We start from the raw sequence: 26,080 nt of genomic DNA on the forward strand, positions 1-26,080 counted from the left end.
ATAGACGAATGGCGGTCGATACAGCGATGGCGAAAACGGCGCGGGTTTCATCCTGGAAGAAATTGGGTTCGATGCGCGAAGCCGGCCTGATCGCCATCATTCTGGCGCTCTGCATCGCGATGAGTTTCGTCTCGCCGCATTTTCTGACGCTTGGCAACTTTCGCGCCATGCTGATGAGCTTTTCGGTGGAAGGTATTGTTGTCGTGGGGATGACGATCCTCCTGATCGTCGGCGGCATCGATCTCGCCGTCGGTTCGGTTGTCTGCTTCGCCATGGTGCTTTCCGGCACGCTGTTCCTGGCCGGGCTCGACCCGTGGATGGCCTCGCTCATCGGCATTCTGGCCAGCGGGCTGATCGGCTGTGTCATGGGGTTCTTCGTCACGGTGGTGGGGCTCAACCACTTTATCACCTCGCTGGCCGGCATGGTGATTGTGCGCGGCCTGTGCCTGATCATCACCAAGGGAACGCCGCTTTCGCTTTTCACCCTGCCGCCCGCATTCAAGGCGGTCGGGCAGGGCTCGTTTCACGGGGTGCCCTACGTCATCCTCATCTTCTTCGCGGTGGTCGTGCTGTTCGACTTCCTGCTGCGGCGCGCCACCGCTTTGCGCAAGGTCTTCTATACCGGCAGCAATGAAAAGGCGGCGCTTTACTCCGGCATCCGCACGAAGCAGGTGAAGTTCTGGGTAACCGTTCTCTGCTCGACGCTGGCCGGGTTCGCCGGGGTGATCTACATGTCGCGCTTTGGCGCGGCCACGCCGACCTTCGGCGTCGGCATGGAGCTTAACATCATTGCAGCTGCGGTTATCGGCGGTGCATCGCTCAATGGCGGCTCCGGCACGATCCTCGGCGCCATCCTTGGCATAGCGCTGCTGTCGCTGGTCACCAGCTCGCTGGTGCTGCTCGATGTCTCCGTCTACTGGCAGGACATGATAAAGGGGTGCATTCTTCTGACCGCCGTCTCCATCGACCATTTCCTGCACAAGCGGAAGGCCTCCTGACCATGGCGATTATCAAACTCAATCCGAAACACGCGGCTCCGCGCGAGGAAATCGTCATCGCGCGGCAGATGCACCAGGCGCTGGTCCTGCACTTTCTCGAGGGACTGACCCAGGCGCAGATTGCCGATCAGCTCGGGATTTCGCAGCCGACGGTCAACCGCCTCATCAAGCGCGGCCGCCAGCTTGGCCTCGTCGAGATCAAGATCAAATCGCCGGTCGAGCCGCTGGTCGATATGGAGGAACAGCTGCTGGCGCTGGGCGGCATCAGCCGCGCCATTGTCGTGCCGACGGTGTCCGACAATCCGCAGACGGCGCTTCAGGCGGTCGGCGAGGCCGCGGCGCGATTGCTGATCGAAGAGATTACCGATGGCGATACGATCTGCATTACCGGCGGCAAGGGTGTCAGCGCCGTGGTTGCCGGATTGCAGGCGCCGCGCCGTTTCGATGTCGAGGTGATCCCGGCTACCGGTTGCGTCCAGGGCAAGCACTATACGGATGTCAATCATGTCTCGACCCTGATGGCCGACAGGCTCGGCGGGCGCGCCTACCAGATTCATGCGCCGCTGTTTGCCGACAGCCCTTCCGAACGCGCCATGCTGATCAACATGCGCTCGGTCGCCGATGTCTTCAAACGGGCACGCGAGGCGAAAATCGCCGTGGTGGGTATCGGCTCGATCCTCACCGATGACTCGAGTTATTACGACCTGCATCCGTCATCGAGCACGGACCTCGACGCGATCGAGCGTTCCGGTGCGCGCTGCGAACTGCTGGCCCATCTGCTCGATGATCGCGGACAGGTCTGCGATTACAGCCTGAACGGCTCGCTGGTCTCGCTGACGCTGCAGGAGTTTGCCTCCATTCCGACCAAGATCGGTGTCGCCAGCGGACCGAACAAAGCGCGGCCGATCCTGAGCATCATGCGCGGCAATCATCTGGACACGCTGGTGACGGACGAAGCGACGGGGCAGCGCATTCTGGATATTGCCGCTGAAGGAGGACAGGCATGAGCAACGAGCAATTAACGCGGGCAATCGGCAAGTCCGGCGTGCAGGCGTCGGCCGTGGGGCTGGGAACCTGGGCCATCGGCGGCTGGATGTGGGGTGGCACTGACGAGCAGGAATCGATTGCCGCCATTCAGGCATCGCTGGACGCCGGTGTCAGTCTCATCGACACGGCGCCCGCCTACGGGCTTGGGCGGTCGGAGGAAATCGTCGGCAAGGCCCTCAAGGGACGCCGGGACAAGGCGGTCATCTCCACGAAATGTGGCCTCGTCTGGCACACAACCAAAGGCACGCATTTTTTCGATCAGGATGGCAAGCCGGTGCATCGCTATCTCGGACGCGATGCCATTGTTCACGAGGTCGAGGAAAGCCTGCGGCGTCTGGGCACCGACTACATCGATCTCTACATCACCCACTGGCAGGACCCGACCACGCCGATTGAGGAAACGGTGCGGGCCATGGAGGATTTGCGCGGGGCTGGCAAGATCCGCGCCATCGGTGCGAGCAATGTCAATCTCACTGAACTCAATGCCTATATCGCCACCGGCGCGCTGGATGCGATCCAGGAACGGTTCAGCATGATCGACCGGGAGCTTGAGGCCGAATTGCTGCCGGTAACGCGCAAAAATAACGTTTCATTGCTGAGTTATTCGTCGCTGGCGCTGGGTCTGCTGTCCGGGACCGTTGATCCCGGGCGTGTCTTCTCCGGCGATGACCAGCGCAAGGACAATCCACGCTTTTCCCAAGGCAACCGTCTGAAGGCAAGGCAGTTTGCCGATGCCATTCGGCCCGTTGCGGACAAACACACAGCCAGCATCGCCCAGATCGTCATTGCGTGGACGCTGGCGCAGCCGGGCATCACCTTTGCGCTGTGCGGGGCGCGCAACCCCGATCAGGCGCTCGACAATGCGAGGGCGGGAACGATCCGGCTCGGCGCAGACGACCTCTCGGCCATTGACGCGGCCATCGCAGTGCAACTGGCAGACATGAGGTAACAGGCTGCATCATGAACCGTGAAGAGATATTTGACGGACTTCGCCGGAGTCCGAAGGTGGACGTGTGCGTCGTCGGTGGCGGCATCAACGGCATCAGCGTGTTCCGCGAGCTGGCGCTGCAGGGCGTCAATGTGCTGCTGGTCGAGAAGCATGACTACTGTTCCGGCGCCAGCGCTGCCCTGTCGCGCATGGTGCATGGCGGCCTGCGCTATCTTGAAAACGGTGAATTCAGCCTGGTGCGGGAATCGCTGGCCGAACGCGACCGCCTGTTGAAAAATGCGCCGCACCTTGTTGCGCCGCTGCCCACCACCGTCCCGGTCTTCGATATTTTCTCGGGTCTTGCCAACGGCATCGTGCGGTTTCTGGGGTTGAGCCGCAGGCCAAGCCGGCGCGGCGCGGTTGCGGTCAAGGCGGGCTTGAGCATTTATGACTTCCTGACCCGCAAGCGGGCTCTGATGCCGCGTCACCGCTTTCGCGGGCGCCATGCGACACTGGCCAAATGGCCGGCGCTCAATCCTGCCGTCAAAAGTTCCGCGACCTATCACGACGCCTGGGTCAAACATCCCGAACGCATCGGGATGGAGGTGCTGAGGGATGGCCTGGCAGCGGGCGATCATGCGCGCGCCCTGAATTACGCCGAACTGCAGCGGTCCGCAGACGGCTTCACCGTCCATGATCACCTCACCGGCGCGGCAATGCCGGTCGAGCCCGCCTTCATCATCAATGCGACAGGCGGGTGGATCGATATCGCCAATGCCGAACTGTTTTCGCAGGAACGGCGGCCGGCGCCGCTGATGGGCGGCACGAAAGGATCGCATCTCATCATCGACAATGCGAACCTTGCCGGAGCCCTTGCCGGCCACATGATCTATTACGAGAACGAGGACGGGCGCATCTGCATCCTCTTTCCCTATCTCGGCAAGGTTCTGGTCGGTTCGACCGATATCCGCGTTGACGATCCCGGAAGCGTTCAATGCGAGCCGGATGAACGGGACTACATCCTGCAGTCGCTGGCCTTTGTCCTGCCCGGCATCCGCATCCGGCCGGAGGACATCGTCTTCCAGTTCTCCGGCGTGCGCCCCCTTCCGGCCAGCAAGGATGATTTTACCGGCCGCATCCCGCGCGATCACTACTGCACGATCATCGAACCTTCCGATGGCGAGCCGCCGGTGCTGTGCATGATCGGCGGTAAATGGACGACGTTCCGCTCCTTCGGTGAGCTTGCCGCCGACATGACGCTGGAACGCCTGCAGCGAACGCGGCAGGTCTCGACTGCGAGCCGCCCGATCGGCGGCGGACGGGCATTCCCCGCCGATGCCAGGGAGTGGATTTCCCGCATCCGCGCTGAAACAGGCGTTTCGCCGCATCGTCTCTCCGCGCTCTTTGACCGCTATGGCACCGATGCCGGGGGGATGGCGCAATTTATCGCGGCAGGCCCGGACAAAACCATGCCGCATCCAGATTATTCGGTTCGTGAGCTGTTGTTTCTCGTCCGCAATGAAGCGGTCGAACATCTTGATGACCTGTTGCTGAGACGAACGACCCTCGCCATCAGCGGCCAGCTATCCCTCGATCTCACGCAAGCAGCACTCGATGTGCTCGCGCGGGAAAAAGGCTGGTCGCCCGCACGCCAGAAAGCAGAACTTGACCGCTTCCTCACCCTTCTCGCCGGGCGCCATGGCGTCGGCTTCGACACACTCACCGCACGCAATGAACAAGGAGTACGATATGCGCAACAATCTTAAGGTCCGGATGAACCGCCTGTTCGGCGCGGGACGCTGCCTCGACGTGGCGATCGATCACGGCGTGTGCAATGAGCCGTCCTTCCTGAACGGTCTTGAGGACATGGGAGGTGTTGTCCGTGCGCTGGTGGCGGCAGGCCCGGATGCCATCCAGATGAATTACGGCCAAGCCGACCTCTTGCAGGATGTCGCCGGCAAGGACAAGCCGGCGCTGGTCATGCGTATCGACATGGGCAATCCGTACAATGCCATCCGCCATCGCGATATGTGGGCGGTGCTGCAGAACGAGGCCGAGCCGCTGATCGGCGCAATCCAGATGGATGCGGCCTGTGTCGTCGTCAATCTTTTCATGTTGCCCGACGAGCCGGACCTGTTCCGCCAGTGCGTGCAGAATATCGCGCGGGTCCGCGCCGATTGCGACAAATACGGCATGCCCCTGATGATCGAGCCGCTCGTCATGCAGCCCGTTACGGAACGCGGCGGCTATATGGTGGATGGCGATGCCGGCAAGATCGTCACGCTCACCCGTCTTGCCCGTGAAATGGGCGCTGATATCATCAAGGCGGACCCGACGACGGCGGCGGAGGATTTTCATCGCGTGGTGGAGGCGGCGCGGTGTCCTGTGCTTGTGCGGGGCGGCGGCAAGGAGGACCTGCGCATCGTCTTCGAGAAATCGGCGGCCCTGATGCGGCAGGGGGCCGTGGGCATGGTCTATGGCCGGAACATCTATCAGCACGCCAATCCCAGCGCAGTGGTGCGCGGGCTGATGGCCATTATCCATGACAATGCCAGCGGCGAGGATGCCTACGCGCTCTACCAGCAGGGCTGAGAATGAAAACAAGAACCTGAGGAGGGGTTCCGTATGGGAGAGTATCTTTTGGGTCTTGATGCTGGCAACACCATCATCAAGGCCATCATCTTCGACCGGCAAGGCAATGAGATTGCGGCGGCGGCCGAGGAGGGGCATAGCAGCATGCCGCATCCGGGGCACGTGGAGCGCGGGCTCGACGAGCTTTGGAGCAATGCGCGCCGGGTCATTCAACGCTGCATCGGCGACGCCGGAATAGGCCCGGAGCAGATTGCCGCCATCGGCTGCGCCGGGCATGGCAACGGCCTTTATACCCTTGACCGCGCGGGCAATCCGCTGCTGGCGATCCAGTCCCTGGACACGCGCGCAGCCGACCTGGTGGAAGAATGGCAGGCGGAAGGCGTCGGCGACCGCACCTATCCGATCGGCCTGCAGCGGCCCTGGCCATCGCAGACCCCGACGCTGCTGGCCTGGATCAAACGCCACCAGCCGGAAACATTCGCGCGGATCGGCACGGTGTTCCTGTGCAAGGATTTCATCGTCAACCGCCTGACGGGAAAGCGCGTGAGCGAGGTATCCGACATGGCGGGTTGCGGGCTGCTCGACGTCGCCCGGCGGCGGTATGACCGCGCATTGATGGCCGCTTTCGGGCTTGACGATTGCATGGACCTGCTGCCGCCGCTCATTGAAAGCGCCGACATCGCCGGAACGGTCACGCAGGCCGCCGCCGACCAGACCGGACTTGCCGTTGGCACACCAGTCATTGGCGGGCTTTTCGATGTGATTGCCTCGGCAATCGGCTCCGGCGTCACCCGCACGTGCGCTGCCTCGATCATCGCCGGTACCTGGAGCATCAATCAGGTCGTCGTTGACGCGCCCCGCCTCAAAAAACCGTTCTTCATGTCGTCCACTTTCGACCGCGAGCGTTACATGGCGATTGAATCGAGCGCGACGTCGGCCGCCAATCTTGAATGGCTGGTGCGCGAGTTCTTCCACGGTGAACAGCCGGATGGAGGCTCGCCATTCGATCGCTGCTGTGAACTGGCGGCGGCGGTGGAACCGGCAGCAGACGATCCGATCTACCACCCGTTCCTCTATGGCGCCCAGCAGGACGGCAATGCCCGGGCAGGTTTTTATGGCGTCGCGGGCTGGCATACGAAAGGCCACCTGATCCGGGCTCTGCTCGAAGGCGTGGCTTTTGGCCATCGCCAGCACATCGAAACATTGCGGGACGCAGGCGCCAATTTCGACGAGGCGGTGCTGTCCGGCGGCGGTTCGCGCAGCCTGATCTGGCCGCAGATTTTTGCCGATGTCCTCGGGGTTCCGGTGACAGTAGCGCGCTCGAGCCAGACAGGGGCGCTTGGCGCGGCGATTGCCGCGGGTACAGCGGCCGGCATTTTCCCTGATTTCGATGCCGGTGCCGCAGCCATGGTCGTGATGGAACGGTCCTACCGGCCGGACGCCGCAAAAGCTGGCCATTATGCCAGGCGCTATCAGCTTTACCGCGACATTGCCGATGCCATGGCACCGGTCTGGAAGCGCATGGCGGCACGCGACACCGTGATGGCGGAGGCTGCAGCGTGAGCCGCTCCGTCAATGCATCGCCGAAAGATGAAGGCGTCTACGATTTCATCATTGTGGGCGCAGGATCGGCCGGCTGCGTGCTGGCCAACCGCCTGTCAGCCGACCCGAAAAACCGCGTGCTCCTGCTCGAGGCGGGCGGCAGCGACCGCTATCACTGGATTCACGTGCCCATCGGCTATCTCTATTGCATGGGCAATCCGCGCACGGACTGGATGATGAAAACCGCTGCGGAGGCAGGGCTGAACGGCCGCTCGCTTCCCTATCCGCGCGGCAAGGTGCTGGGCGGCTGTTCGTCGATCAACGGCATGATCTACATGCGGGGGCAGGCCGCCGACTATGACGGCTGGCGCCAGGCCGGGAATACCGGCTGGGGCTGGGACGATGTCCTGCCCTATTTCCTCAAATCCGAAGACAATTATCGCGGCCATTCCGCCCTGCATGGGGCAGGGGGCGAATGGCGCGTCGAACGGCAACGCCTGTCCTGGCCCATCCTCGATGCGTTTCGCGATGCGGCCGAAGAGCTTGGCATTGGCAAGACCGATGATTTCAATGCCGGTGACAATGAGGGCTCCGGCTATTTCGAGGTCAATCAGCGCGGCGGCGTTCGCTGGAACACCACCAAAGCGTTTCTGCGTCCTGTCTTGAAGCGGTCCAATCTCCGGGTGCTGACCGGGGCGGAGGTGCAAGGGCTGGAGTTTGACGGCAAGCGCGCAACAGCCATCCGCTTTGAGCGGAACGGCCAGCCCTGCAAGGCTGCGGCGGCTGGCGAAATCATCCTGTCGGCGGGCGCGATCAATTCGCCGAAAATCCTTGAGCTGTCGGGTATTGGAGACCCTCATCTCCTGAAGCAGGCGGGCATTGAAACGTTTCATGAACTGCGCGGTGTCGGCAATAACCTGCAGGATCATCTGCAGATCCGCACGGTTTTCCGCATCGAAGGGGCGAAAACCCTGAACCAGCTCTACCACAACCTCTTCGCGCGTGCCGCGATGGGACTGGAATACGCCTTCCGCCGGTCAGGACCACTGTCGATGGCGCCAAGTCAGCTCGGTATCTTTGCCAAAAGCGATCCTGCATTGCTGACCCCGGATCTTGAATATCATGTCCAGCCGCTCAGCACGGACAGGCTCGGCGAACCGCTGCACCGCTATCCCGCCGTGACCGTGTCCGTCTGCAATCTGCGCCCGGAAAGCCGTGGTAGCGTCCATGTCACCGGAGCGGATGCCAGCCGGCAACCGGAGATCCGGCCAAACTACCTGTCAACACCGGGTGACCGGCTGCTTGCGGCCAGGTCGATCCGCCATGCCCGCCGCCTCATGACGACGCAAACCTTGAAAAAGTATCGTCCGTCGGAAATGCTTCCCGGACCGCAGTATCAGAGCGACGATGAATTGATCCAGCGCGCCGGGGATATCGCGACGACGATTTTTCATCCCGTCGGAACCTGCAAGATGGGCAGCGGCGACCAGTCCGTTGTCGATCATGCCCTGCGGGTGCACGGTGTTGCGGGTCTGCGTGTCGTCGATGCGTCCATCATGCCGAGCATCGTCTCCGGCAATACCAATTCGCCTGTCATCATGATTGCGGAAAAAGCCGCCGATCTCATTCTTCGCGGGGTGGAATAGCCGCTGTCGCAACGCGCGGACCACAGTCGTCTGAGGACGCGGCATGGCCCGGGGCAGTGTGAATTAATCTGTTCAGGGCCAAATAATGCAAAAAAAGTATCAGTCTTGTGTTGGTGGCGTAGTAGCGACCGGGAACATCCGCGCCTATGATATCCGGATAAAGAGACGATGGCCTCTGGGAGGAGGTTGCCGAAGCTGGATCGACACCGGCTGAATACGGGAGGAGCGCCGAATGAATCCGGATCTGGAAGTCGTTGCCGTCGGCATCGCCGAGTCGTTCAAAGCCTGGGAACACGGCTATCCCTATCGCACCGTCCGCTGGCATTTTCATCCGGAATACGAGATCCATCATGTCGTTGCCACGACCGGCCAGTATTTCGTCGGCGATTTCATTGGTGATTTCGAGCCCGGCAATCTCGTGCTGACTGGGCCGAACCTGCCGCATAACTGGGTGAGTGATGTGCCGCCGGGCACGAGTTTGCCGTTGCGTTGCCGGGTTCTGCAGTTCTCCGAGTCGTTCTTTTCGAGCGCAAACGAGGCATTTCCCGAGCTGTCCGCGTGCAAGGAGATGCTGGAGATGAGCCGCCGGGGCGCGTTGTTCTCCCCACGGACAGCGGAATTGGTCGGCCCCTTGCTGGGAGAGCTTGTCGATGCCAGAGGCATTGACCGCATTCAGCTGTTCATGGGTATTCTCAAGCATATGAGCAGCGCGGCCGGGACCCGGGAGCTGGCAAGCGCGCGCTATCATCCCGATCCCTCCGGATTCATGTCGAGCGGGATGAACAAGGTTCTCGCCTATATCAATGCCAACCTGACCGAACGTTTCGTTGAGGGGGATCTCGCCGATCTGATCGGCCAGAATCCGAGTTCGTTTTCCCGCAGTTTCCGGCGCCACACCGGGATGGCGCTTGTACAATATGTCAACCGGTTGCGGATCAATTTTGCCTGCCACCTGCTGATGAGCAAACCCGACATGTCGATCACCGATATCTGTTTTACGACAGGGTTCAATAACATCTCGAATTTCAATCGTCGCTTTCTGGAACAGAAGGGTATGGCACCCACAAGATTCCGAACATTATTGTCCAAAAATATAAGAGCGTCAGAAGCCGCCTGAACGGGAAGGACCAGGACACAATATTTGCAGCAAGGCACAACGAACCATGTCCGTGGTTCGAACGACCTTCCTTGTCCTTCAAGCAGCATATCCCGGCGTTCGACGGGCGCGGGATTCACCGAAACCACCATCATTTGGAAGGGAGATATTCCAGTGACATCATTTGCATCGACCAAGACCGGCGCCGCGGCGCTCGCACTTTGCCTTCTTAGCGGACCATCCGCATTCGCACAGTCCGCCACGGTAACGGATGCGACCATTGCATTCCTGATGCCGGATCAGGCATCCACACGCTACGAGCAGCACGACTATCCGGGATTTGCAGCCGAGATGAAAAAGCTCTGCCCCGGCTGCAAGGTGATTTACCAGAATGCCGATGCCGATGTGTCCCGCCAGCAGCAGCAGTTCAACTCGGTCATCGCGCAGGGCGCCAAGGCTATCGTGCTGGACCCGGTCGACTCGACGGCAGCGGCATCGCTGGTGAAGCTGGCGCAAAGCCAGGGTGTCAAGGTCATCGCCTATGACCGGCCGATCCCATCCACTCCGGCTGATTTTTATGTCTCCTTCAACAATGAAGGGATCGGCAAGGCGATCGCGGATTCACTGGTGCAACACCTGAAGGCGTCGAATGTACCGGCAGGCAAGGGCGGCGTCCTGCAGATCAATGGCTCGCCGACGGATGCCGCAGCCGGTCTCATCAAGAAGGGCATTCATGCGGGGCTCGACCACAGCGGCTATCCGATCCTTGCCGAATATGACACGCCGGAATGGGCGCCGCCGAAGGCACAGCAATGGGCCAGCGGCCAGATCACCCGTTTCGGCAGCAAGATCCTGGGTGTTGTCGCTGCCAATGACGGCACGGGCGGCGGCGCCATTGCCGCCTTCAAGGCGGCGGGTGTCGACCCGCTTCCGCCCATTACCGGCAATGACGCGACGATCGCGGCCTTGCAGCTGATCATCGCGGGCGACCAGTACAACACCATCTCGAAGCCGAGCGAGATCGTCGCGGCAGCGGCTGCCAAGGTGGCCGTCCAGCTGCTGTCAGGCGAGACCCCGAAGGCCGAAATGACCCTGTACGATACGCCGTCCCAGCTGTTCACGCCGGCGGTCGTCACGGCGGAGAATCTGAAGGCTGAGATCATCGACAAGAAGATCATCAAGGCGGAAGAGCTTTGCACCGGCCGCTATGCGCAGGGCTGCAGGAAGCTCGGCATCAATTGACGAATACGCGGATGACGCCGTCCGGCCGCACGCGGCCGGAGGCTCATCGTTTCACCCCGCCCCGGCATACCGAAAGGCAGATGGCAATGACTGATATTTCCGATGAAACGTTTCCTTCAGGCGAGCCTGTGCTCAGCCTGCGTGGTGTATCCAAGAATTTTGGCGCCGTGTCGGCACTGACGGACATTGATCTGGACGTGCATGCGGGCGAAGTCGTGGCCCTTGTCGGCGACAACGGTGCCGGTAAATCAACCCTGGTGAAAATCCTGGCTGGCGTGCACCAGCCGACCTCCGGCACGATCACTTTCAGCGGCGAGGCCGTGACGCTGGCCAATCCGAGCACCGCGCTCAATCTGGGCATAGCAACCGTGTTTCAGGATCTCGCGCTCTGCGAGAATCTGGACGTCGTCGCCAATATCTTCCTGGGCCGCGAACTCAGCCCTCTGAAACTCGACGAAACGGCAATGGAAGTGCGTGCCTGGACGCTTTTGAACGAACTTGCCGCGCGCATTCCAAGCGTGCGCATTCCGATTGCATCCCTGTCGGGCGGACAGCGCCAGACCGTTGCCATCGCACGTTCGCTTCTGCTCGAGCCCAAGCTCATCCTGCTGGACGAGCCAACGGCAGCGCTTGGCGTGGCCCAGACCGCGGAGGTGCTCAACCTGATCGAACGGGTCCGCGATCGCGGCCTCGGCGTGGTGATGATCAGCCATAACATGGAAGACGTGCGCGCCGTCGCCGACCGCATCGTGGTCCTCAGGCTCGGGCGCAACAACGGCATATTCTATCCCGACGCGTCGAACCACGAACTGGTCGGGGCCATCACGGGCGCGGCAGACAATTCGGTGTCGCGCCGGGCGCGCCGGCTGCAGGTACCGGTCAACAGCAATCAGGAGGGACACCCATGACCAAGGACGGCAAGCAAGCCGCCATGTTGCTGGATCGCAGCGATGTGCGGGTAAAACATGAAACCGGCGTGAGCGACGCCGTCCGCGCCTTTTTCGACCGCGTGAAATCCGGCGATCTCGGATCGCTGCCGGTCGTGGCCGGCCTGATCATCATCTGGACTGTCTTCGCCAGCCTCAATCCCATCTTCCTGTCGAGCAACAATCTCGTCAACCTGCTGTTCGATGCCTCGACGGTCGGGGTGATATCCCTGGGGATCGTCTGTGTTCTCATGGTCGGGGAGATCGACCTTTCCGTGGGGTCGATCAGCGGGTTCGCCTCGGCGCTGGTGGGAACGCTCTGGGTCAACCAGGGCTGGCCGATTGCTCTTGCAATCGTCGCAGCGGTTGCCGTCGGCGGGCTGTTCGGCTGTCTCTACGCCGTGCTGTTCAACCGTCTCGGGATGCCGAGCTTCATCTCGACGCTTGCCGGGTTGCTGGCCGTGCTGGGAATGCAGCTCTATGTTCTCGGAGCGACAGGCTCGATCAATCTGCCCTATGGTTCGGCAATCGTCGATTTCGGCCAGCTGCTGGTCATGCCGCGTCCCGTTTCGTACACGCTGGCGGTCATTCCGGGGATCGTTCTGCTGGTTTCCGGCCTGCGCACCATCACGCACCGGCGCGCGGCACAGCTGTCCGCGCCTTCGGTCGGCGGCATTGTTTTCCGCGCGGTGGTCATGACAACGGCTCTGGAACTGGTTGTGTTCTATCTCAATCAGGGCCGCGGCATTCCCTGGATGTTCGGTCTGTTCGTGGGTCTGGTTGTGGCCATGAGCTATGCACTGACCCGAACCCGCTGGGGGCGGTCCATGACCGCTGTCGGCGGCAATCGGGAAGCCGCCCGCCGTGCCGGTATCAATGTGCGGTTCATCTATATGAGCGCCTTCGTGCTGTGCTCGATGTTTGCCGCGTTCGGCGGCGTGCTTTCGGCGGCCCGCCTTGCCTCGGCAAGCCAGCAGGCCGGCACCGGCGACGTCAATCTCAACGCCATCGCGGCAGCGGTCATCGGCGGAACAAGTCTCTTCGGCGGCCGGGGCAGTGCCTATTCGGCACTGCTTGGCATCATCGTTATCCAGTCGATCGCCAATGGGCTGACCCTGCTCGATCTGTCGTCATCGCTTCGCTACATGATCACGGGTGCCGTTCTCGCCATCGCCGTCATCGTGGATTCACTCGCCCGCCGATCAAGAGTGTCGCATGGGCGCGCCTGACACCAACCCCAAAATGAGGAATGATATGAAACAGGATTTGTCCGGAAAGGTTGCGGCGATCACCGGCGCCGCATCGGGAATCGGCCTTGAATGTGCCAGAACACTGCTGCGGGAGGGCGTCAGCGTCGCCCTCATCGACAGGGCCGAAGATGCCCTGACAAGCGTGTGCTCCGAACTGGGACCGCAGGCTTTCCCCCTGGTTGCCGACCTGACCAACCCCGCCAGTGTCGCGACGATGATGCCGAAAATTCTCGAGCGCTTCGGCAGGCTCGATATATTCCACGCCAATGCCGGTTCCTATATCGGTGGAGAGGTGGCGGATGGTGATCCCGATGCCTGGGACCGGATGCTGAACCTCAACATCAACGCGGCATTCCGCTCGGTTCAGGCGGTGCTGCCCCACATGGTGGAGAGGAAGACCGGCGATATCATCATGACCAGTTCCATAGCCGGTCTGGTTCCGGTGGTGTGGGAGCCGATCTACACGGCGTCCAAACACGCGGTGCAGGCATTCGTTCATACAGTCAGGCGGCAGGTGATAAAGCACGGCATTCGTGTGGGTGCGGTCGCGCCGGGCCCGGTCGTTACGGCACTGATCAGCGACTGGCCGCAGGAGAAGCTGGATGATGCCATCGCGTCAGGCGGATTGATGGAGGCGAACGAGGTGGCGGAAGCCGTATTGTTCATGTTGTCGAGGCCCCGTAACGTCACGATCCGCGATATCGTTATCCTTCCACACAGCACGGACCTCTAGGCATGACACAGTATTTTCTCGGGATCGATGTTGGCACCGGCAGCGCGCGTGCCGGTATCTTCGACGGCAATGGCAGCCTTGTGGCATCCGCCAAGCGGCCGATTTCGATCTGGCATGAAGCGGGCGGCATCGTCGAGCAGTCGAGCGGGCAAATCTGGCAGGCCGTGTGCGGCAGCACACGGGAGGCCATCGCATCGGCAGGGATTTCGGCTTCGGCAATCGCCGGGATCGGCTTTGATGCAACCTGCTCGCTGGTTGTGGTCGGCGCTGACGGAGCACCGCTTGCGGTTGGTCCCTCCGCCGATCCGGACCGCAACATCATCGTGTGGATGGATCACCGTGCATCCGGCGAAGCGGCTGAAATCAATGCGGGCAAGCATGAGGTGCTGCGCTATGTAGGTGGCCGGATTTCGCCGGAGATGGAAACGCCAAAGCTTCTGTGGTTGAAGCGCAACCTGCCGGAACAGTTTGCCGCTGCCGGTCATTTCTTCGATCTGGCCGACTATCTGACATGGCGCGCGACAGGCTCCCTCAGCCGTTCGGTCTGCACGGTGACCTGCAAATGGACCTATCTTGCGCATGAGAAGCGCTGGGATGCGCGGTATTTTCAGGATATCGGGCTTGGGGAACTGGCTGCGGAAGGCTTTTCCCGCATCGGCACCGACATCGTCGATCCCGGTACGCCGCTGGCCGGGGGGCTGACGCAACAGGCCGCGGCCGATCTCGGGCTGATGCCGGGCACGGCGGTCGGCGCCGCCCTGATCGATGCCCATGCCGGCGGTGTCGGAACACTTGGTGCAGCCGATGCCGCGGGGCATTCCGATGCACGAAACCGCATCGCCTACATCTTCGGAACTTCGGCCTGTTCCATGGCATCGAGCGACCGTCCCGTTTTTGTCGACGGGGTCTGGGGACCATATTATTCCGCGATGATTCCGGGCCTCTGGTTGACCGAAGGCGGCCAGTCGGCAGCGGGCGCGGCAATCGATCATCTCGTCACCATGCACCCGGCCCATGCGGAGGCCAGCGCCAGGGCCAAAGCCGAGAACCTGTCCCTGGTTGCCTGGCTCGACCGTTACGCCACCGCGCTTTGCCCGGATCTGCCGCATGCGGCGGAGCTGGCAAAATCGGTGCACGTGGTTCCGGAATTCCTCGGCAACCGCTCGCCGCATGCCGATCCCGGTGCGCGGGCTGTCATTGCCGGTCTTGGGCTGGAAACGGATATTGCGGATCTGGTTTCGCTCTACATTGCCGGTCTGTGCGGCATCGGCTATGGCCTCCGGCAGTTGCTGGACAGGCTGGGGCAGGACGGTATCCGGCTCGACATGATCGTCGCCAGCGGCGGTGCCGCGCAGAGCGATCTTGTGCGGCAGCTTCTGGCGGACACGGCCAACCTGCCGGTCGCCATTGCCGATACGCCGGAGCCGGTATTGCTGGGGGCAGCCATGCTCGGGGCGGCAGCGGCGGGTTACCACCCATCCCTGGCGGAGGCGATGAAGGGGATGTCGCGCCTTTCCAGACTTTTCCAGCCCGCAACCGGTGCTGTCGAAACCCTGCACCGGCACCGCTACAAGGCGTTTGAACTGTTGCAGTCGGCCGCATTGCAGGTTCGCCTGCTCGCGCGCGCCGGCCCCTGAGAGGCAGGAGCGTTTTGCCGGGCAGGGCATGGTGGCGGGAAGAGCCGCAATAGTGCTTGCCGGGTGTGTCGACGCGCGTTATATTTCCTTTTGGTTTCGTATTTGTTTCGCGGTGGTGCTGTATTGGCACGGGCGATGGTTGCGGACAGGGAGATGAGCGGTGGCACAGGACGGGATCTACGACATTTTCGTGATTGGCGGCGGCATCAATGGCTGCGGCATTGCCCGCGATGCGGCGGGGCGCGGCTACAGCGTGTGTCTGGCCGAGATGAACGACCTGGCCAGCGGCACCTCGTCGGCCTCCACCAAGCTGATCCATGGCGGGCTGCGCTATCTGGAATATTACGAGTTCCGCCTGGTGCGCGAGGCGCTGATGGAGCGCGAGGTGCTGTGGGCGGCGGCACCGCACATCATCTGGCCGCTGCGCTTCGTGCTGCCGCACCATGCGGGGCTGCGCCCGGCCTGGCTGTTGCGGCTGGGCCTGTTCCTCTACGATCACATTGGCGGGCGCAGGAAGCTGCCGGCGACGCGCACGCTCGACATGACGCGCGATGCGGCGGCCAGGCCGCTGAAGTCGCTCTATACGCGGGCATTCGAATATTCCGACTGCTGGGTCAATGATGCGCGGCTGGTGGCGCTCAATGCGCGCGATGCGGCCGACCGCGGCGCGCTGATCCGCACCCGCAGCAAGGTGACGGCGGCGCGGCGCGATGCCGATGGCTGGACGCTGCAGGTTGAGGACGTCCTGACGGGGGCGGTGGAGACGGTGCGGGCGCGGCTTGTGGTCAATGCGGCCGGTCCCTGGGTGGACGAGGTCCTGACCGGCGTGGCCGGGCTGAAGACGGCGCACAATGTGCGCCTGGTGCAGGGCAGCCACATCGTGGTGCGCAAGAAGTTCGACGATCCGCGCGCCTATTTCTTCCAGAACACCGACGGGCGCATCATCTTTGCCATTCCCTATGAGCAGGAATTCACGCTGATCGGCACGACGGACCAGGATTATCACGGTGATCCGGCCAAGGTGGCGATCACCGCTGCGGAGACCGATTATCTGTGCGCGGCGGCCAGCGAATATTTTGCCGCGCCGGTGCAGCGCGCCGATGTGGTGTGGAGCTATTCGGGGGTGCGCCCGCTCTATGATGACGGGGCCTCGAAGGCGCAGGAGGCAACGCGCGACTATGTGCTGAAAAGCGATGCGCCGGAGGGTCTGGCGCCGCTGATGAACATTTTCGGCGGCAAGATCACCACCTACCGGCGGCTGGCGGAGCACATGCTGGAGAAGATCGAGGAAAAACTCGGGGCCAGGGGCAAGCCGTGGACGGCGACCGGCACGCTGCCGGGCGGGGATTTCCCGGCCGACGGCTTTGCGGCGCAGCTGCAGCGGCTCAAAGCCGATTACCCCTTCCTCGAGCCGCGCCATGCCTACCGGCTCGTACGGCTCTACGGCACGCGGGCCTGGGTGCTCCTGGGCAAGGCCGCCTCATCCGCCGATCTCGGCCAGCATTTCGGCTGGGATCTTTATGCGGCGGAGGTGCACTACCTCATCGCGCAGGAATGGGCGATGACCGCACAGGACGTGTTGTGGCGGCGCACCAAGATCGGCCTGCATGTCACCGACGCCCAGGCCGAAGCCCTCGACACCTTCATGGCACAAACCGTCCAGCGCCCATCGCAGTAGAAGCCGGCAGCCGGGCTGGCTTCGCAATGGAATGTAACCGGTTGTGAATGCGCGTTTTATTTTCACTTTACATTCCTTGCCTTCGCTTTTGGTTTCGGTTATCGTTTCATCAACGACAAATGATCGCTTAGACAGCGGCTGCATCCGGTGGAACGCTAGAGTTGGGGTGGCACGTGCAAGCACGTCCTTACGGCCTCATTGTTTTCGGAGTTGATCTCGACGGCTGCGGCGCTGCCCAGCCTGCCGTGAACTCTGGATTTTGCGGGATATCCGGCGGCAGGCTTTGGCGTTTTTCCACTGAGGCGACTGCCGGACTGACCCGCACGCCGTCACGTCTTTCGAACGTGGCCAAGAGTTCAAGGCACGCCGCCTGCCGCTGCGCGATGCTGCTCAAAACCCCGTTTTCACATCACCACCCGAGATTCGAACCGAGGGAATCGCAACCCCTGCGGGACGTTGGTTGGTCCACGGTTGCAATTTCTGTTCAAGCCCAAACACCACACCGAACGCAATAGAAGAAACAGGAGGAAAATATGACGAAATATGTTGGATCCATTGATCAGGGCACAACCAGTTCCCGCTTTATCATCTTTGACCGCAAGGGCACGGTCATCGCCGTTGACCAGAAGGAACACGAGCAGATATTCCCCAAGCCCGGCTGGGTTGAACACAATGCGATCGAGATCTGGCGCAACACCATGAGCGTGGTTGCCGGTGCGCTCAAGAAGGCAAAGCTTTCCGCATCGGATCTGGTCTCGATCGGTATCACCAACCAGCGCGAAACAAGCGTCCTGTGGGACAAGAAGACGGGCGCGCCGCTGCACAATGCCGTGGTCTGGATGGATACCCGCACAGACCAGCTCGTTGCGCGTTACGAGAAGGACGGCGGCAAGGACCGCCTGCGCGAAAAGACGGGTCTGCCGCTTGCAACCTACTTTTCCGGACTGAAGCTGCATTGGCTTCTCGACAACGTGCCCGGCGCGCGTGCCAAGGCTGAGGCAGGGGAGGTGCTTTTCGGCAATATCGATACCTGGCTGGTCTGGAACCTCACCGGCGGCGCCGATGGCGGCATTCACATCACGGATGTGACCAATGCCTCCCGCACACAGCTGATGAATCTGAAGACCCTGGAATGGGATGACGAGATTCTCAAGCTCTTCAACATTCCGCGCGCCTGCCTGCCGACCATCCGCTCGTCGAGCGAAGTCTATGGCGAGATCAAGGCGGCACCGCTTCAGGGTGTACCGGTTGCCGGCATTCTCGGCGATCAGCAGGCGGCCCTGTTTGGTCAGGCATGCCTCAATCCGGGCGAGGCCAAGAATACCTACGGTACCGGCTGCTTCATGCTGATGAACACGGGTGAAAAGCTGGTTCCATCGACCTTCGGCCTGCTGACGACGGTCGGCTACAAGCTCGGGGACAAGAAGGCGGTCTATGCGCTCGAAGGTTCCATCGCCATCACCGGCGCCCTCGTGCAATGGCTGCGTGACAATCTTGGCATCATCCAGACAAGCCCCGACGTCGAAGCTTTGGCCCGGACGGTGGAAGACAATGGCGACGTGTATTTCGTCCCGGCGTTTTCCGGTCTTTATGCGCCGCATTGGAAGGACAGCGCCCGCGGCGTCATTGCCGGCCTGACACGGTTTGCCAATAAGGGGCACATTGCCCGTGCGGCGCTCGAAGCCAGCGCCTATCAGGTGCGGGAAGTGCTCGATGCCATGGTCAAGGACTCCAAGGTCGAGATCAAGGAACTGCGCACCGACGGCGGCATGACCGTCAATGAATTGCTGATGCAGTTCCAGTCGGACATTCTTGACGTGCCGGTCGTGCGCCCGAAGGTTATCGAAACCACCGCTCTTGGCGCCGCTTACGCCGCCGGTCTTGCCGTCGGTTACTGGAAGTCCACCAATGACATCGTGGAAAACTGGGGCGTCGACAAGCGCTGGCATCCGGCCATGTCAAAGGCCGAGCGCACAAAACTCTTTACCGCCTGGAACAAGGCGGTAACCCGTTCGCTCGACTGGGTGGACTGATCATCATCAATAGGGGAGCTGCGGTCACCGCGGCTCCCTTCGCATTCATTCCGGACAACGAAACTGATCTTTTTGGTAGGAGGAGACTATGCATACACCGTTTATCGGCGAACTCTTGGGAACAATGATGCTCATCATTCTGGGTGATGGCGTCGTTGCGGGCGTCCTTTTGCAGGGCTCGAAAGCACAGAATGCCGGCTGGGTGGCAATCACCGCCGGCTGGGCTTTTGCCGTGCTTGCCGGCGTGTTTGTCGCCACATCGACAGGCAGTCCCGACGCGCACATCAATCCGGCCGTGACCATCGGCTTCGCGGTTGTATCGGGCGATTATTCGAAGATCGCGTCGTATATTCCCGCTCAGCTCATTGGCGCCTTCCTTGGCGGGGTGATCGTCTGGCTGCAATATCTGCCGCACTGGGCAAAAACATCGGACGCTGGCCTGAAACTTGCGGTTTTCTGCACGGGACCGGCCATTCGCAACACCGGGGCAAATCTTCTCAGTGAAATCATCGGTACCTTCGTACTGGTCTTCGTCATCGCTTCCATCTTCTCGAAAGCGGTTGCAGGCGCCGGCATCACCCCGGCCATCGGACCTTACATGGTTGCCATGCTGGTTTGGGCCATCGGCCTGTCGCTCGGCGGCACTACCGGTTACGCCATCAATCCGGCCCGCGATCTTGGACCGCGTATTGCCCATGCCGTGCTGCCGATCGCCGGCAAGGGCGGTTCCGATTGGGGCTATTCGTGGATTCCGGTGGTCGGCCCGATCGTTGGTGCTATCATTGCCGCGTTCTTCATCAAGGCCCTGATTTAACCCAAGGAGGCTGGCATGAAAAAGCTGATCAACGCTCCCGACGCTGTCGTGGAGGAAGCTCTGGACGGCATGACTGCCGCCCATGGCGATCTGATCCGGGTCCACCGCTACCCCAATTTCATCACGCGGGCCGATGCGCCTATTCGTGGGAAAACCGCCCTCCTTTCGGGGGGCGGCAGCGGGCATGAGCCCATGCATGGCGGCTTTGTCGGCCGGGGCATGCTCGATGCAGCCTGCCCGGGAGCGGTCTTCACCAGCCCGACCCCGGACCAGATGCTGGAAGCGTCAAAGGCGGTCAATGGCGGCGCAGGCATTCTTCACATCGTCAAGAACTACACCGGCGACGTGATGAATTTCGAAATGGCCGCCGATCTTGCCCGGGCTGAGGGGATCGACGTCGAAAGCGTTGTCATCGACGATGACGTGGCGGTGAAGGACTCGACATGGACCGCAGGACGGCGCGGCGTTGCCACCACGGTTCTGGCGGAAAAGATATGCGGCGGTGCCGCCGAAGCCAGGATGCCGCTCGCACCGGTGGCGGATCTTTGCCGCAGGGTCAATGCCAATGGCCGCTCCATGGGCATGGCATTGTCGGCCTGCACTGTGCCGCATGCGGGCAAACCATCCTTCGTCCTGCAGGAGGATGAGATGGAAATCGGCATCGGCATTCATGGCGAGCCGGGCCGGCACCGGGTGAAGCTGGAGAGTGCGGACCGTGTGGCGGAAATGCTGCTCGAGCCCATTCTCGAAGACCTGCCTTTCAAGAGCGGCGACAATGTGCTTCTCTTCGTCAATGGCATGGGGGGAACGCCGCAGATCGAACTGTATATCGTCTATCGCAAGGCATATGAGATCGCGGCAAAACACGGTCTGAAGGTCGTGCGCAATCTTGTCGGGTCCTATGTCACCAGTCTGGAAATGGCGGGCTGCTCGATCACCCTCCTGAAACTGGACGATGAAATGGTAAAATTCTGGGACGCTCCGGTGGTCACGCCATCGCTGCGCTGGGGCGCCTAAAACGATGGATTGAAGCCCTTCATCGGGGCTTCGGCCAAGCTGTGAAATCAAGTCCCATCCCGTTCGCGGGGTGGGACCATTGCTGTCAAAATCTATCCGGGAGAAATTCAAATGGATGTGCTGTCCGCCGCAACGCTTGTCACGTGGATCAACCGTGCCGCCGATGTCTATGAGCGTGAAAAGGCTTATCTGACGGAACTCGATGCGCCGATTGGCGATAGCGATCACGGCGAGAACATGGCCCGCGGCTTCCTCGCGGTCAAAGCCAAACTGGCGGACCAGTCATTCCCGGATGCGGCCGCAGTCTTCAAGACGGCGGCGATGACATTGCTCTCGACCGTGGGCGGCGCCAGCGGTCCGCTCTATTCGACATTTTTTCTCAGCGCTGCGGTAAAGGCGGCGGGCAAGGCTGAGCTTACCCTTGCCGACTGGACGGCCTGCCTGGACGCAGCCCTTGCCGGTATCGTGCAGCGCGGCAAGGCGGCGCTGGGCGACAAGACCATGATCGACGCGCTGTCGCCAGCCGCCGATGCATTGAGGCAGGCCGCGGGCAAGCCGCTTGCCGAAGCGCTGGCGCTGAGCGCGGCGGCGGCCGAAACCGGCATGAAGGCAACCATCCCGCTCGTGGCGCACAAGGGCCGTGCCAGTTATCTCGGGGACCGCAGCGTGGGGCATCAGGATCCCGGCGCCACATCCACCCATTACCTGCTCAAGGCACTCGCGGATGTTGCGGCAGCATGAGCGGCGCATCTGATCACGTCGCGCTCATCCTCGTTTCGCATTCCCGCATGCTTGCCGAGGGTGTCGCCACGCTGGCGCGGCAGATGACCGGCGATGCGGTTACCATCATCTGCGCGGCCGGGATGGGCGACAATGGCGACGAGATCGGCACCGACGCCATGCGTATTCTCGAAGCCTTGGCCGAGGCGGACCGTCCGGCGGGCTGTCTTGTTCTCATGGATCTCGGCAGTGCGCTTCTCTCGGCGGAGATGGCGCTGGACCTGACCGAGGGCGACCAGCGCACGCGTGTGATTTTATCGGCGGCACCGTTTGTCGAAGGGGCCATCGCGGCTGCGGTGGCGGCGGGGCAGGGCCTGCCACGCGCCGAGGTCGAGCGTCAGGCGGTGCAGGCGCTGCGGCCAAAAATCGAGCAGCTGGGCGGTGAGGTTTCATCCGCGCCAGATGTTGCTCCGGCAGACACCGGCGCGCCCGATGCCACGGCGGAAGCGGTCATCCCGGATCCGCATGGTCTGCACGCACGCCCCGCCGCGCAGGTCGCGGCACTGGCTGCCAAATTCAAGTCGCAGATCAGTATTGCGCGGGCGGAAGGCAACAAGTCAGCCGCGTCGGCGGTCAGCATGATCGACCTCATGACGCTTGGCGTGCGGCAGGGCGACCGTCTTGTCATCACCGCGAGCGGCGCGGATGCAAGGGACGCCGTGTCCGCCATGCGTGACCTGATCCAGAGTCTGGCCGGCAAGGCCGACCCCGCGGCGGCACCGCCGCAGCCCGTCGCGAAAGGCAATGCGACGCCCGTTTCTCCGGGTATCGCCGTTGGACCGCTGACTGTTCTCAAACGCCCCGTGCTGGAATTGACGGAAGCTTCGGCCGGCGATCCGCAGGCCGAAGCGGCTCGTCTCGACACTGTTGTTGCGTCGGTCGGCGAAACCTTGAGCAAGACGCATGGCATGGCGGGAGACATTGCGGCGGTTCAGATCGGTCTCCTGGCCGAGCCGGGGCTGATTCCTGCTGCCCGCAATAAGATCATCGACGAGAAACTGAATGCAGCCGCTGCCGTTTCAGCGGTCTTTGACAGGGCGGCACTGGTATATCGCGGCCTTGAGGATGCCTATCTGCGCGCGCGCGAGGCCGATCTGCTCGATCTGCGCGATACAATCATTGCGGCGTTGCTCGGCCGTGCGGCGTTTGAACTGCCGGCCGGGCCGCCAGCCATCTTGCTTGCGGACGAGCTGCCGCCGTCCGTCGCTCTCGTTCTCGACCCCGCGCAGGTCCTCGGCGTGATCGAACGGCGCGGCGGTGCGACATCGCATGCGGCAATCCTGTTGCGTGGGGCCGGCATTCCAGCCATCGCCAATGCCGCGGCACTTGTTCCCGCCGATGCGGTAACCGTTGCATTCAATGGCGCCACCGGCGCTGTTCTGTTCGATCCGACGCCCGAGCAAAGCGCGCCGTTCGTCAAAGCGCGGGATGAAGAGAAGCTGGATGCCTCGGGCTCCCCTCTGACCGATGGCAGCATCGCGATGAAGGACGGGCGCAGAATTGAGCTGTGGGCCAATGTCGTCGGCGTTGGCGATGCCAAGGCTGCGGTGAAAGCCGGCGCTTTCGGTATCGGCCTGCTGCGCACCGAAATGATGTTTCTGGACCGGCAGGAAGCGCCCGGTGAAATTGAGCAGATGCGCGAACTCAAGGCGATCTTCGACGTGTTCGCGGGCAAGCCGATCGTGGTGCGCACGCTGGATGCCGGAGGAGACAAGCCGGTTCCCTATATGAACATGCCTGAAGAAGCCAACCCATTCCTTGGCGTGCGTGGCTTGCGCCTTTCCCTTGCGGAACCGGCAATCTTCCAGACGCAGCTGCGCGCGATCCTGCGCGCCGCCGCCGGGCACGATGTGCGGATCATGCTGCCCATGGTCACGCAGGTCGATGAACTGCACGCAGCGCGGCGGGCACTGGACGAGGCGCATGCAGCCCTCGAGACTGCAAAGATCGATCACCGCTGGCCCATCGATCTCGGCATCATGGTGGAAGTACCGGCTACAGCGCTGACGGCCAAACAGTTTGCGCATGCGGCGGATTTCTTTTCCATCGGCACCAATGATCTGACCCAGTACACACTCGCGGCGGAGCGGGGCAATCCACGGCTTGGCGCCTTCGCCGATGCGACCCATCCGGCCGTGCTTTCCCTCATCCGCGACATCGTAGAGGCCGCCGGAGAAACAAATATTCCGGTTTCCGTCTGCGGCGAAGCCGCAGGCGATGCCGACGCGGCGCTTCTGCTTGTCGCGTGCGGCGTGACCAAGCTCAGCATGGGGGCGGCATCCCTGCCGCGCGTGGCAAAGCGATTGCTTGGAACAGAGATAAACCCGGGCGTGCAGCGTTCCACGAAACGGGCTTGAACCGTTCAGTGATGCCCGCCGGAAACCTGGCTTGTTTCAGGTTTCCGGATGAAGAACGCCGCGACAACGGCACCCAGCGAGATAATCGCTCCGCAGAAAAACGCGATTTTGATGCCACCGGTCGTGGCAGTCAGAATATCGGCTCCGCCCGCAGCAAGGCTCGCCGAACGCAAGGTCATGATGGCGACGAACAGCGCCGTTCCCGCTGCACCGGCCACCTGCTGGGTGGTGCCGATCATGGCGCTGCCATGGGAATAGAGATGCGGCGGCAATGAACCGAGGCTGACCGTGAACAGCGGCGTGAACATGAGCGCGAGGCCGATGCTCAGCGCGATATGCGCGATCAAAAGGACCCAGAACGGCGTGTCCTGCTGGACGAAGACAAGGCCCCACAGCACCAGGCTCAAGACAATGGCGCCGGGGATGATCAGCGGCTTCGGTCCATACTTGTCGAAAAGACTGCCGACAGTGGGCGCGCAAAGCCCCATGATCAGGCCGCCCGGCAACATCAGCAATCCGGTTTCCAGCGTCGAAAGCCCGAGGACGTTCTGCAGATAAAGCGGCAGCAGGATGAAAACGCCGAACATTGACATCATCAGGATCGCCATCATCGCGGTGGAAATGGCGAACGTCCGTATGGTCAGTGTGCGCAGGTCGAGCAAGGCCCGCTCCTGCTTTTGCAACTGCAACTGGCGCAGGACGAAAACCGCAATGACCACTGCTCCCAGCACAAGCGGGAACCAGGGCGATACGGCGGGCGTGTGAATCGCGGCTTCACCCAGTCCGCTGAGGCCGTAAACGAAACTGCCGAAACCGATGGCCGAGAGAAAGACGGAGAGCACGTCGATCGGCGCCTTGATCGGAACCGTTACATTGCGCATGCGCAGGGTGCCGAGGGCCAGCGCCAGCAGTGCAATCGGCAGGACCAGCAGAAACAGCCAGCGCCAGTCGAGCGCGGAAAGGATCAGCCCGGAAATGGTCGGTCCGATGGCCGGGGCCACGGAAATGACGATGGAGATATTGCCCATGGTCTTGCCGCGCGTTTCCGGCGGCACGAGATTCATGATCGTGGTCATGAGCAATGGCATCATTACCGCGGTGCCGGACGCCTGGACAATCCGCCCGATGACCAGTTCGGGGAAACCCGGCGCCAGCGCGCATACCAATGTGCCGGTGCTGAACAGCGACATGGCCAGAATGAACACCTGCCGCGTATGCAGCCGCTGCAGCAGAAAGCCGGTGATGGGGATCACCACGGCCATGGTCAGCATGAATGCCGTGGTCAGCCACTGGGCCGCACTTGCCGTGATTTTCAGATCCGCCATCAAATGCGGCAGCGCCACACCCATGATGGTTTCATTGAGAATGACGACAAATGCCGACACCAGGAGCAAGGCAATGACGAGCCTGTTGCGGGCGCTGTGGTCTTCGGCGGGGGACGCTGATGACGTCTCGTCGGCATAGGTCGAAGTATCGTGGGTCATGGAACTGCCTTGATGTGACATGGAATCTGGATGCGTGTGGTTTGTCCGGAGACAGAAGCGCTTGATGCGTCTCGTCCATGAAGACGAACCACAACGGGAGATTGCGACAGGTGCGATGAATTATTTTGAATTGAACATCGGCAACGGGAAGCTCAGCATTGAACGAGGCATCTGGAATAAATTCCTTGCGGACTCAAACGCGACTCATGGGCACAAGCATTCTCATTTGATGGCATAAAATGCAATGGAACGAATTCTGACAGAAGTACATATTTGATGT

20 protein-coding genes and 1 pseudogene are annotated in these 26,080 nt (G+C 61.9%); 20 read left to right on the forward strand and 1 reads right to left on the reverse strand.

What is annotated here, in order from left to right; genetic code table 11:
- The first annotated feature begins 8 nt into the window (after window positions 1-8).
- The 19 genes and pseudogenes from C5750_RS09090 to ptsP all read left to right on the forward strand — a co-directional run bounded on the left by C5750_RS09090 (window position 9) and on the right by ptsP (window position 24,316).
- The gene (locus C5750_RS09090) at window positions 9-998 is read left to right on the forward strand and encodes an ABC transporter permease (RefSeq protein ID WP_162800195.1); all 990 of its coding nucleotides are present in this window, start codon (window positions 9-11) and stop codon (window positions 996-998) included.
- A gap of 2 nt (window positions 999-1,000) precedes the next feature.
- Window positions 1,001-2,005 carry a sugar-binding transcriptional regulator gene (locus tag C5750_RS09095; RefSeq protein ID WP_105733542.1) on the forward strand — a complete coding sequence of 335 codons (1,005 nt, stop codon included), beginning with the start codon at window positions 1,001-1,003 and terminating at the stop codon, window positions 2,003-2,005.
- Complete coding sequence (locus C5750_RS09100) at window positions 2,002-2,994, forward strand: aldo/keto reductase (protein WP_105733543.1); 993 nt, start codon at window positions 2,002-2,004, stop codon at window positions 2,992-2,994. Before C5750_RS09095 ends, C5750_RS09100 begins: the two co-directional genes overlap by 4 nt.
- 11 nt (window positions 2,995-3,005) lie before the next feature.
- Window positions 3,006-4,750, forward strand: a pseudogene (locus C5750_RS09105) (glycerol-3-phosphate dehydrogenase/oxidase).
- Window positions 4,723-5,565, forward strand: a complete 843-nt coding sequence (locus C5750_RS09110; protein ID WP_105733545.1) for a class I fructose-bisphosphate aldolase — start codon at window positions 4,723-4,725, stop codon at window positions 5,563-5,565. Before C5750_RS09105 ends, C5750_RS09110 begins: the two are co-directional and overlap by 28 nt.
- Window positions 5,566-5,598: 33 nt before the next feature.
- A complete protein-coding gene (locus C5750_RS09115) occupies window positions 5,599-7,128 on the forward strand; it encodes an FGGY-family carbohydrate kinase (RefSeq protein WP_105733546.1) in 1,530 nt (509 codons plus the stop codon).
- Window positions 7,125-8,753 carry a GMC family oxidoreductase gene (locus tag C5750_RS09120; protein WP_105733547.1) on the forward strand — a complete coding sequence of 543 codons (1,629 nt, stop codon included), beginning with the start codon at window positions 7,125-7,127 and terminating at the stop codon, window positions 8,751-8,753. Before C5750_RS09115 ends, C5750_RS09120 begins: the two co-directional genes overlap by 4 nt.
- Window positions 8,754-8,985: 232 nt before the next feature.
- Window positions 8,986-9,870 carry an AraC family transcriptional regulator gene (locus C5750_RS09125; protein WP_105733548.1) on the forward strand — a complete coding sequence of 295 codons (885 nt, stop codon included), beginning with the start codon at window positions 8,986-8,988 and terminating at the stop codon, window positions 9,868-9,870.
- Window positions 9,871-10,023: 153 nt separating this feature from the next.
- Complete coding sequence (locus C5750_RS09130) at window positions 10,024-11,091, forward strand: ABC transporter substrate-binding protein (protein ID WP_105733549.1); 1,068 nt, start codon at window positions 10,024-10,026, stop codon at window positions 11,089-11,091.
- Between the two features lie 86 nt (window positions 11,092-11,177).
- Window positions 11,178-11,999, forward strand: a complete 822-nt coding sequence (locus C5750_RS09135) for an ATP-binding cassette domain-containing protein (RefSeq protein ID WP_105733874.1) — start codon at window positions 11,178-11,180, stop codon at window positions 11,997-11,999.
- On the forward strand, window positions 11,996-13,246 hold the full coding sequence (locus C5750_RS09140) for a sugar ABC transporter permease (protein WP_105733550.1): 1,251 nt from the start codon (window positions 11,996-11,998) through the stop codon (window positions 13,244-13,246). Before C5750_RS09135 ends, C5750_RS09140 begins: the two co-directional genes overlap by 4 nt.
- A gap of 25 nt (window positions 13,247-13,271) precedes the next feature.
- On the forward strand, window positions 13,272-14,000 hold the full coding sequence (locus C5750_RS09145; RefSeq protein ID WP_105733875.1) for an SDR family oxidoreductase: 729 nt from the start codon (window positions 13,272-13,274) through the stop codon (window positions 13,998-14,000).
- 2 nt (window positions 14,001-14,002) lie between these two features.
- Window positions 14,003-15,637: an FGGY-family carbohydrate kinase gene (locus tag C5750_RS09150; protein WP_105733551.1), complete on the forward strand. Its 1,635-nt coding sequence runs from the start codon at window positions 14,003-14,005 to the stop codon at window positions 15,635-15,637.
- 160 nt (window positions 15,638-15,797) lie between these two features.
- Window positions 15,798-17,315 carry a glycerol-3-phosphate dehydrogenase gene (glpD, locus tag C5750_RS09155; protein ID WP_105733552.1) on the forward strand — a complete coding sequence of 506 codons (1,518 nt, stop codon included), beginning with the start codon at window positions 15,798-15,800 and terminating at the stop codon, window positions 17,313-17,315.
- 533 nt (window positions 17,316-17,848) lie between these two features.
- Window positions 17,849-19,348 (forward strand): glycerol kinase GlpK, encoded by a 1,500-nt coding sequence (glpK, locus tag C5750_RS09160; RefSeq protein ID WP_105733553.1) that lies wholly within the window; start codon window positions 17,849-17,851, stop codon window positions 19,346-19,348.
- Between the two features lie 88 nt (window positions 19,349-19,436).
- Window positions 19,437-20,162 (forward strand): MIP/aquaporin family protein, encoded by a 726-nt coding sequence (locus C5750_RS09165; RefSeq protein WP_105733554.1) that lies wholly within the window; start codon window positions 19,437-19,439, stop codon window positions 20,160-20,162.
- 15 nt (window positions 20,163-20,177) lie between these two features.
- Entirely contained in the window at window positions 20,178-21,179 is a 1,002-nt protein-coding gene (gene dhaK, locus C5750_RS09170; RefSeq protein WP_105733555.1) for a dihydroxyacetone kinase subunit DhaK, read from the forward strand.
- A gap of 111 nt (window positions 21,180-21,290) precedes the next feature.
- On the forward strand, window positions 21,291-21,920 hold the full coding sequence (dhaL, locus tag C5750_RS09175; protein ID WP_105733556.1) for a dihydroxyacetone kinase subunit DhaL: 630 nt from the start codon (window positions 21,291-21,293) through the stop codon (window positions 21,918-21,920).
- On the forward strand, window positions 21,917-24,316 hold the full coding sequence (ptsP, locus tag C5750_RS09180) for a phosphoenolpyruvate--protein phosphotransferase (protein ID WP_105733557.1): 2,400 nt from the start codon (window positions 21,917-21,919) through the stop codon (window positions 24,314-24,316). Before dhaL ends, ptsP begins: the two co-directional genes overlap by 4 nt.
- Window positions 24,317-24,321: 5 nt before the next feature.
- Here the strand turns inward: ptsP and C5750_RS09185 are convergent, their stop codons facing one another.
- A complete protein-coding gene (locus C5750_RS09185) occupies window positions 24,322-25,800 on the reverse strand; it encodes an MDR family MFS transporter (RefSeq protein ID WP_105733558.1) in 1,479 nt (492 codons plus the stop codon).
- A 61-nt stretch (window positions 25,801-25,861) separates the two neighbouring features.
- On the opposite strand from C5750_RS09185, the gene C5750_RS26525 reads away from it, so the two are divergent.
- Window positions 25,862-26,038, forward strand: a complete 177-nt coding sequence (locus C5750_RS26525; protein ID WP_165403438.1) for a hypothetical protein — start codon at window positions 25,862-25,864, stop codon at window positions 26,036-26,038.
- Window positions 26,039-26,080 lie beyond the last annotated feature (42 nt).

The sequence above is a fragment of the Phyllobacterium myrsinacearum genome, from assembly GCF_002980555.1.
GTDB classification, from domain to species: Bacteria; Pseudomonadota; Alphaproteobacteria; order Rhizobiales; family Rhizobiaceae; genus Phyllobacterium; species Phyllobacterium myrsinacearum.

What these genes read in the sequence shown, in the direction of transcription:
- C5750_RS09090 (WP_162800195.1), top strand. Translation starts at nt 9, where the DNA reads ATGGCGGTCGATACAGCGATGGCGAAAACGGCGCGGGTTTCATCCTGG.
- C5750_RS09095 (WP_105733542.1), top strand. Translation starts at nt 1,001, where the DNA reads ATGGCGATTATCAAACTCAATCCGAAACACGCGGCTCCGCGCGAGGAA.
- C5750_RS09100 (WP_105733543.1), top strand. Translation starts at nt 2,002, where the DNA reads ATGAGCAACGAGCAATTAACGCGGGCAATCGGCAAGTCCGGCGTGCAG.
- C5750_RS09110 (WP_105733545.1), top strand. Translation starts at nt 4,723, where the DNA reads ATGCGCAACAATCTTAAGGTCCGGATGAACCGCCTGTTCGGCGCGGGA.
- C5750_RS09115 (WP_105733546.1), top strand. Translation starts at nt 5,599, where the DNA reads ATGGGAGAGTATCTTTTGGGTCTTGATGCTGGCAACACCATCATCAAG.
- C5750_RS09125 (WP_105733548.1), top strand. Translation starts at nt 8,986, where the DNA reads ATGAATCCGGATCTGGAAGTCGTTGCCGTCGGCATCGCCGAGTCGTTC.
- C5750_RS09135 (WP_105733874.1), top strand. Translation starts at nt 11,178, where the DNA reads ATGACTGATATTTCCGATGAAACGTTTCCTTCAGGCGAGCCTGTGCTC.
- C5750_RS09140 (WP_105733550.1), top strand. Translation starts at nt 11,996, where the DNA reads ATGACCAAGGACGGCAAGCAAGCCGCCATGTTGCTGGATCGCAGCGAT.
- C5750_RS09145 (WP_105733875.1), top strand. Translation starts at nt 13,272, where the DNA reads ATGAAACAGGATTTGTCCGGAAAGGTTGCGGCGATCACCGGCGCCGCA.
- C5750_RS09150 (WP_105733551.1), top strand. Translation starts at nt 14,003, where the DNA reads ATGACACAGTATTTTCTCGGGATCGATGTTGGCACCGGCAGCGCGCGT.
- glpK (WP_105733553.1), top strand. Translation starts at nt 17,849, where the DNA reads ATGACGAAATATGTTGGATCCATTGATCAGGGCACAACCAGTTCCCGC.
- C5750_RS09165 (WP_105733554.1), top strand. Translation starts at nt 19,437, where the DNA reads ATGCATACACCGTTTATCGGCGAACTCTTGGGAACAATGATGCTCATC.
- dhaK (WP_105733555.1), top strand. Translation starts at nt 20,178, where the DNA reads ATGAAAAAGCTGATCAACGCTCCCGACGCTGTCGTGGAGGAAGCTCTG.
- dhaL (WP_105733556.1), top strand. Translation starts at nt 21,291, where the DNA reads ATGGATGTGCTGTCCGCCGCAACGCTTGTCACGTGGATCAACCGTGCC.
- ptsP (WP_105733557.1), top strand. Translation starts at nt 21,917, where the DNA reads ATGAGCGGCGCATCTGATCACGTCGCGCTCATCCTCGTTTCGCATTCC.
- C5750_RS09185 (WP_105733558.1), bottom strand. Translation starts at nt 25,800, where the DNA reads ATGACCCACGATACTTCGACCTATGCCGACGAGACGTCATCAGCGTCC.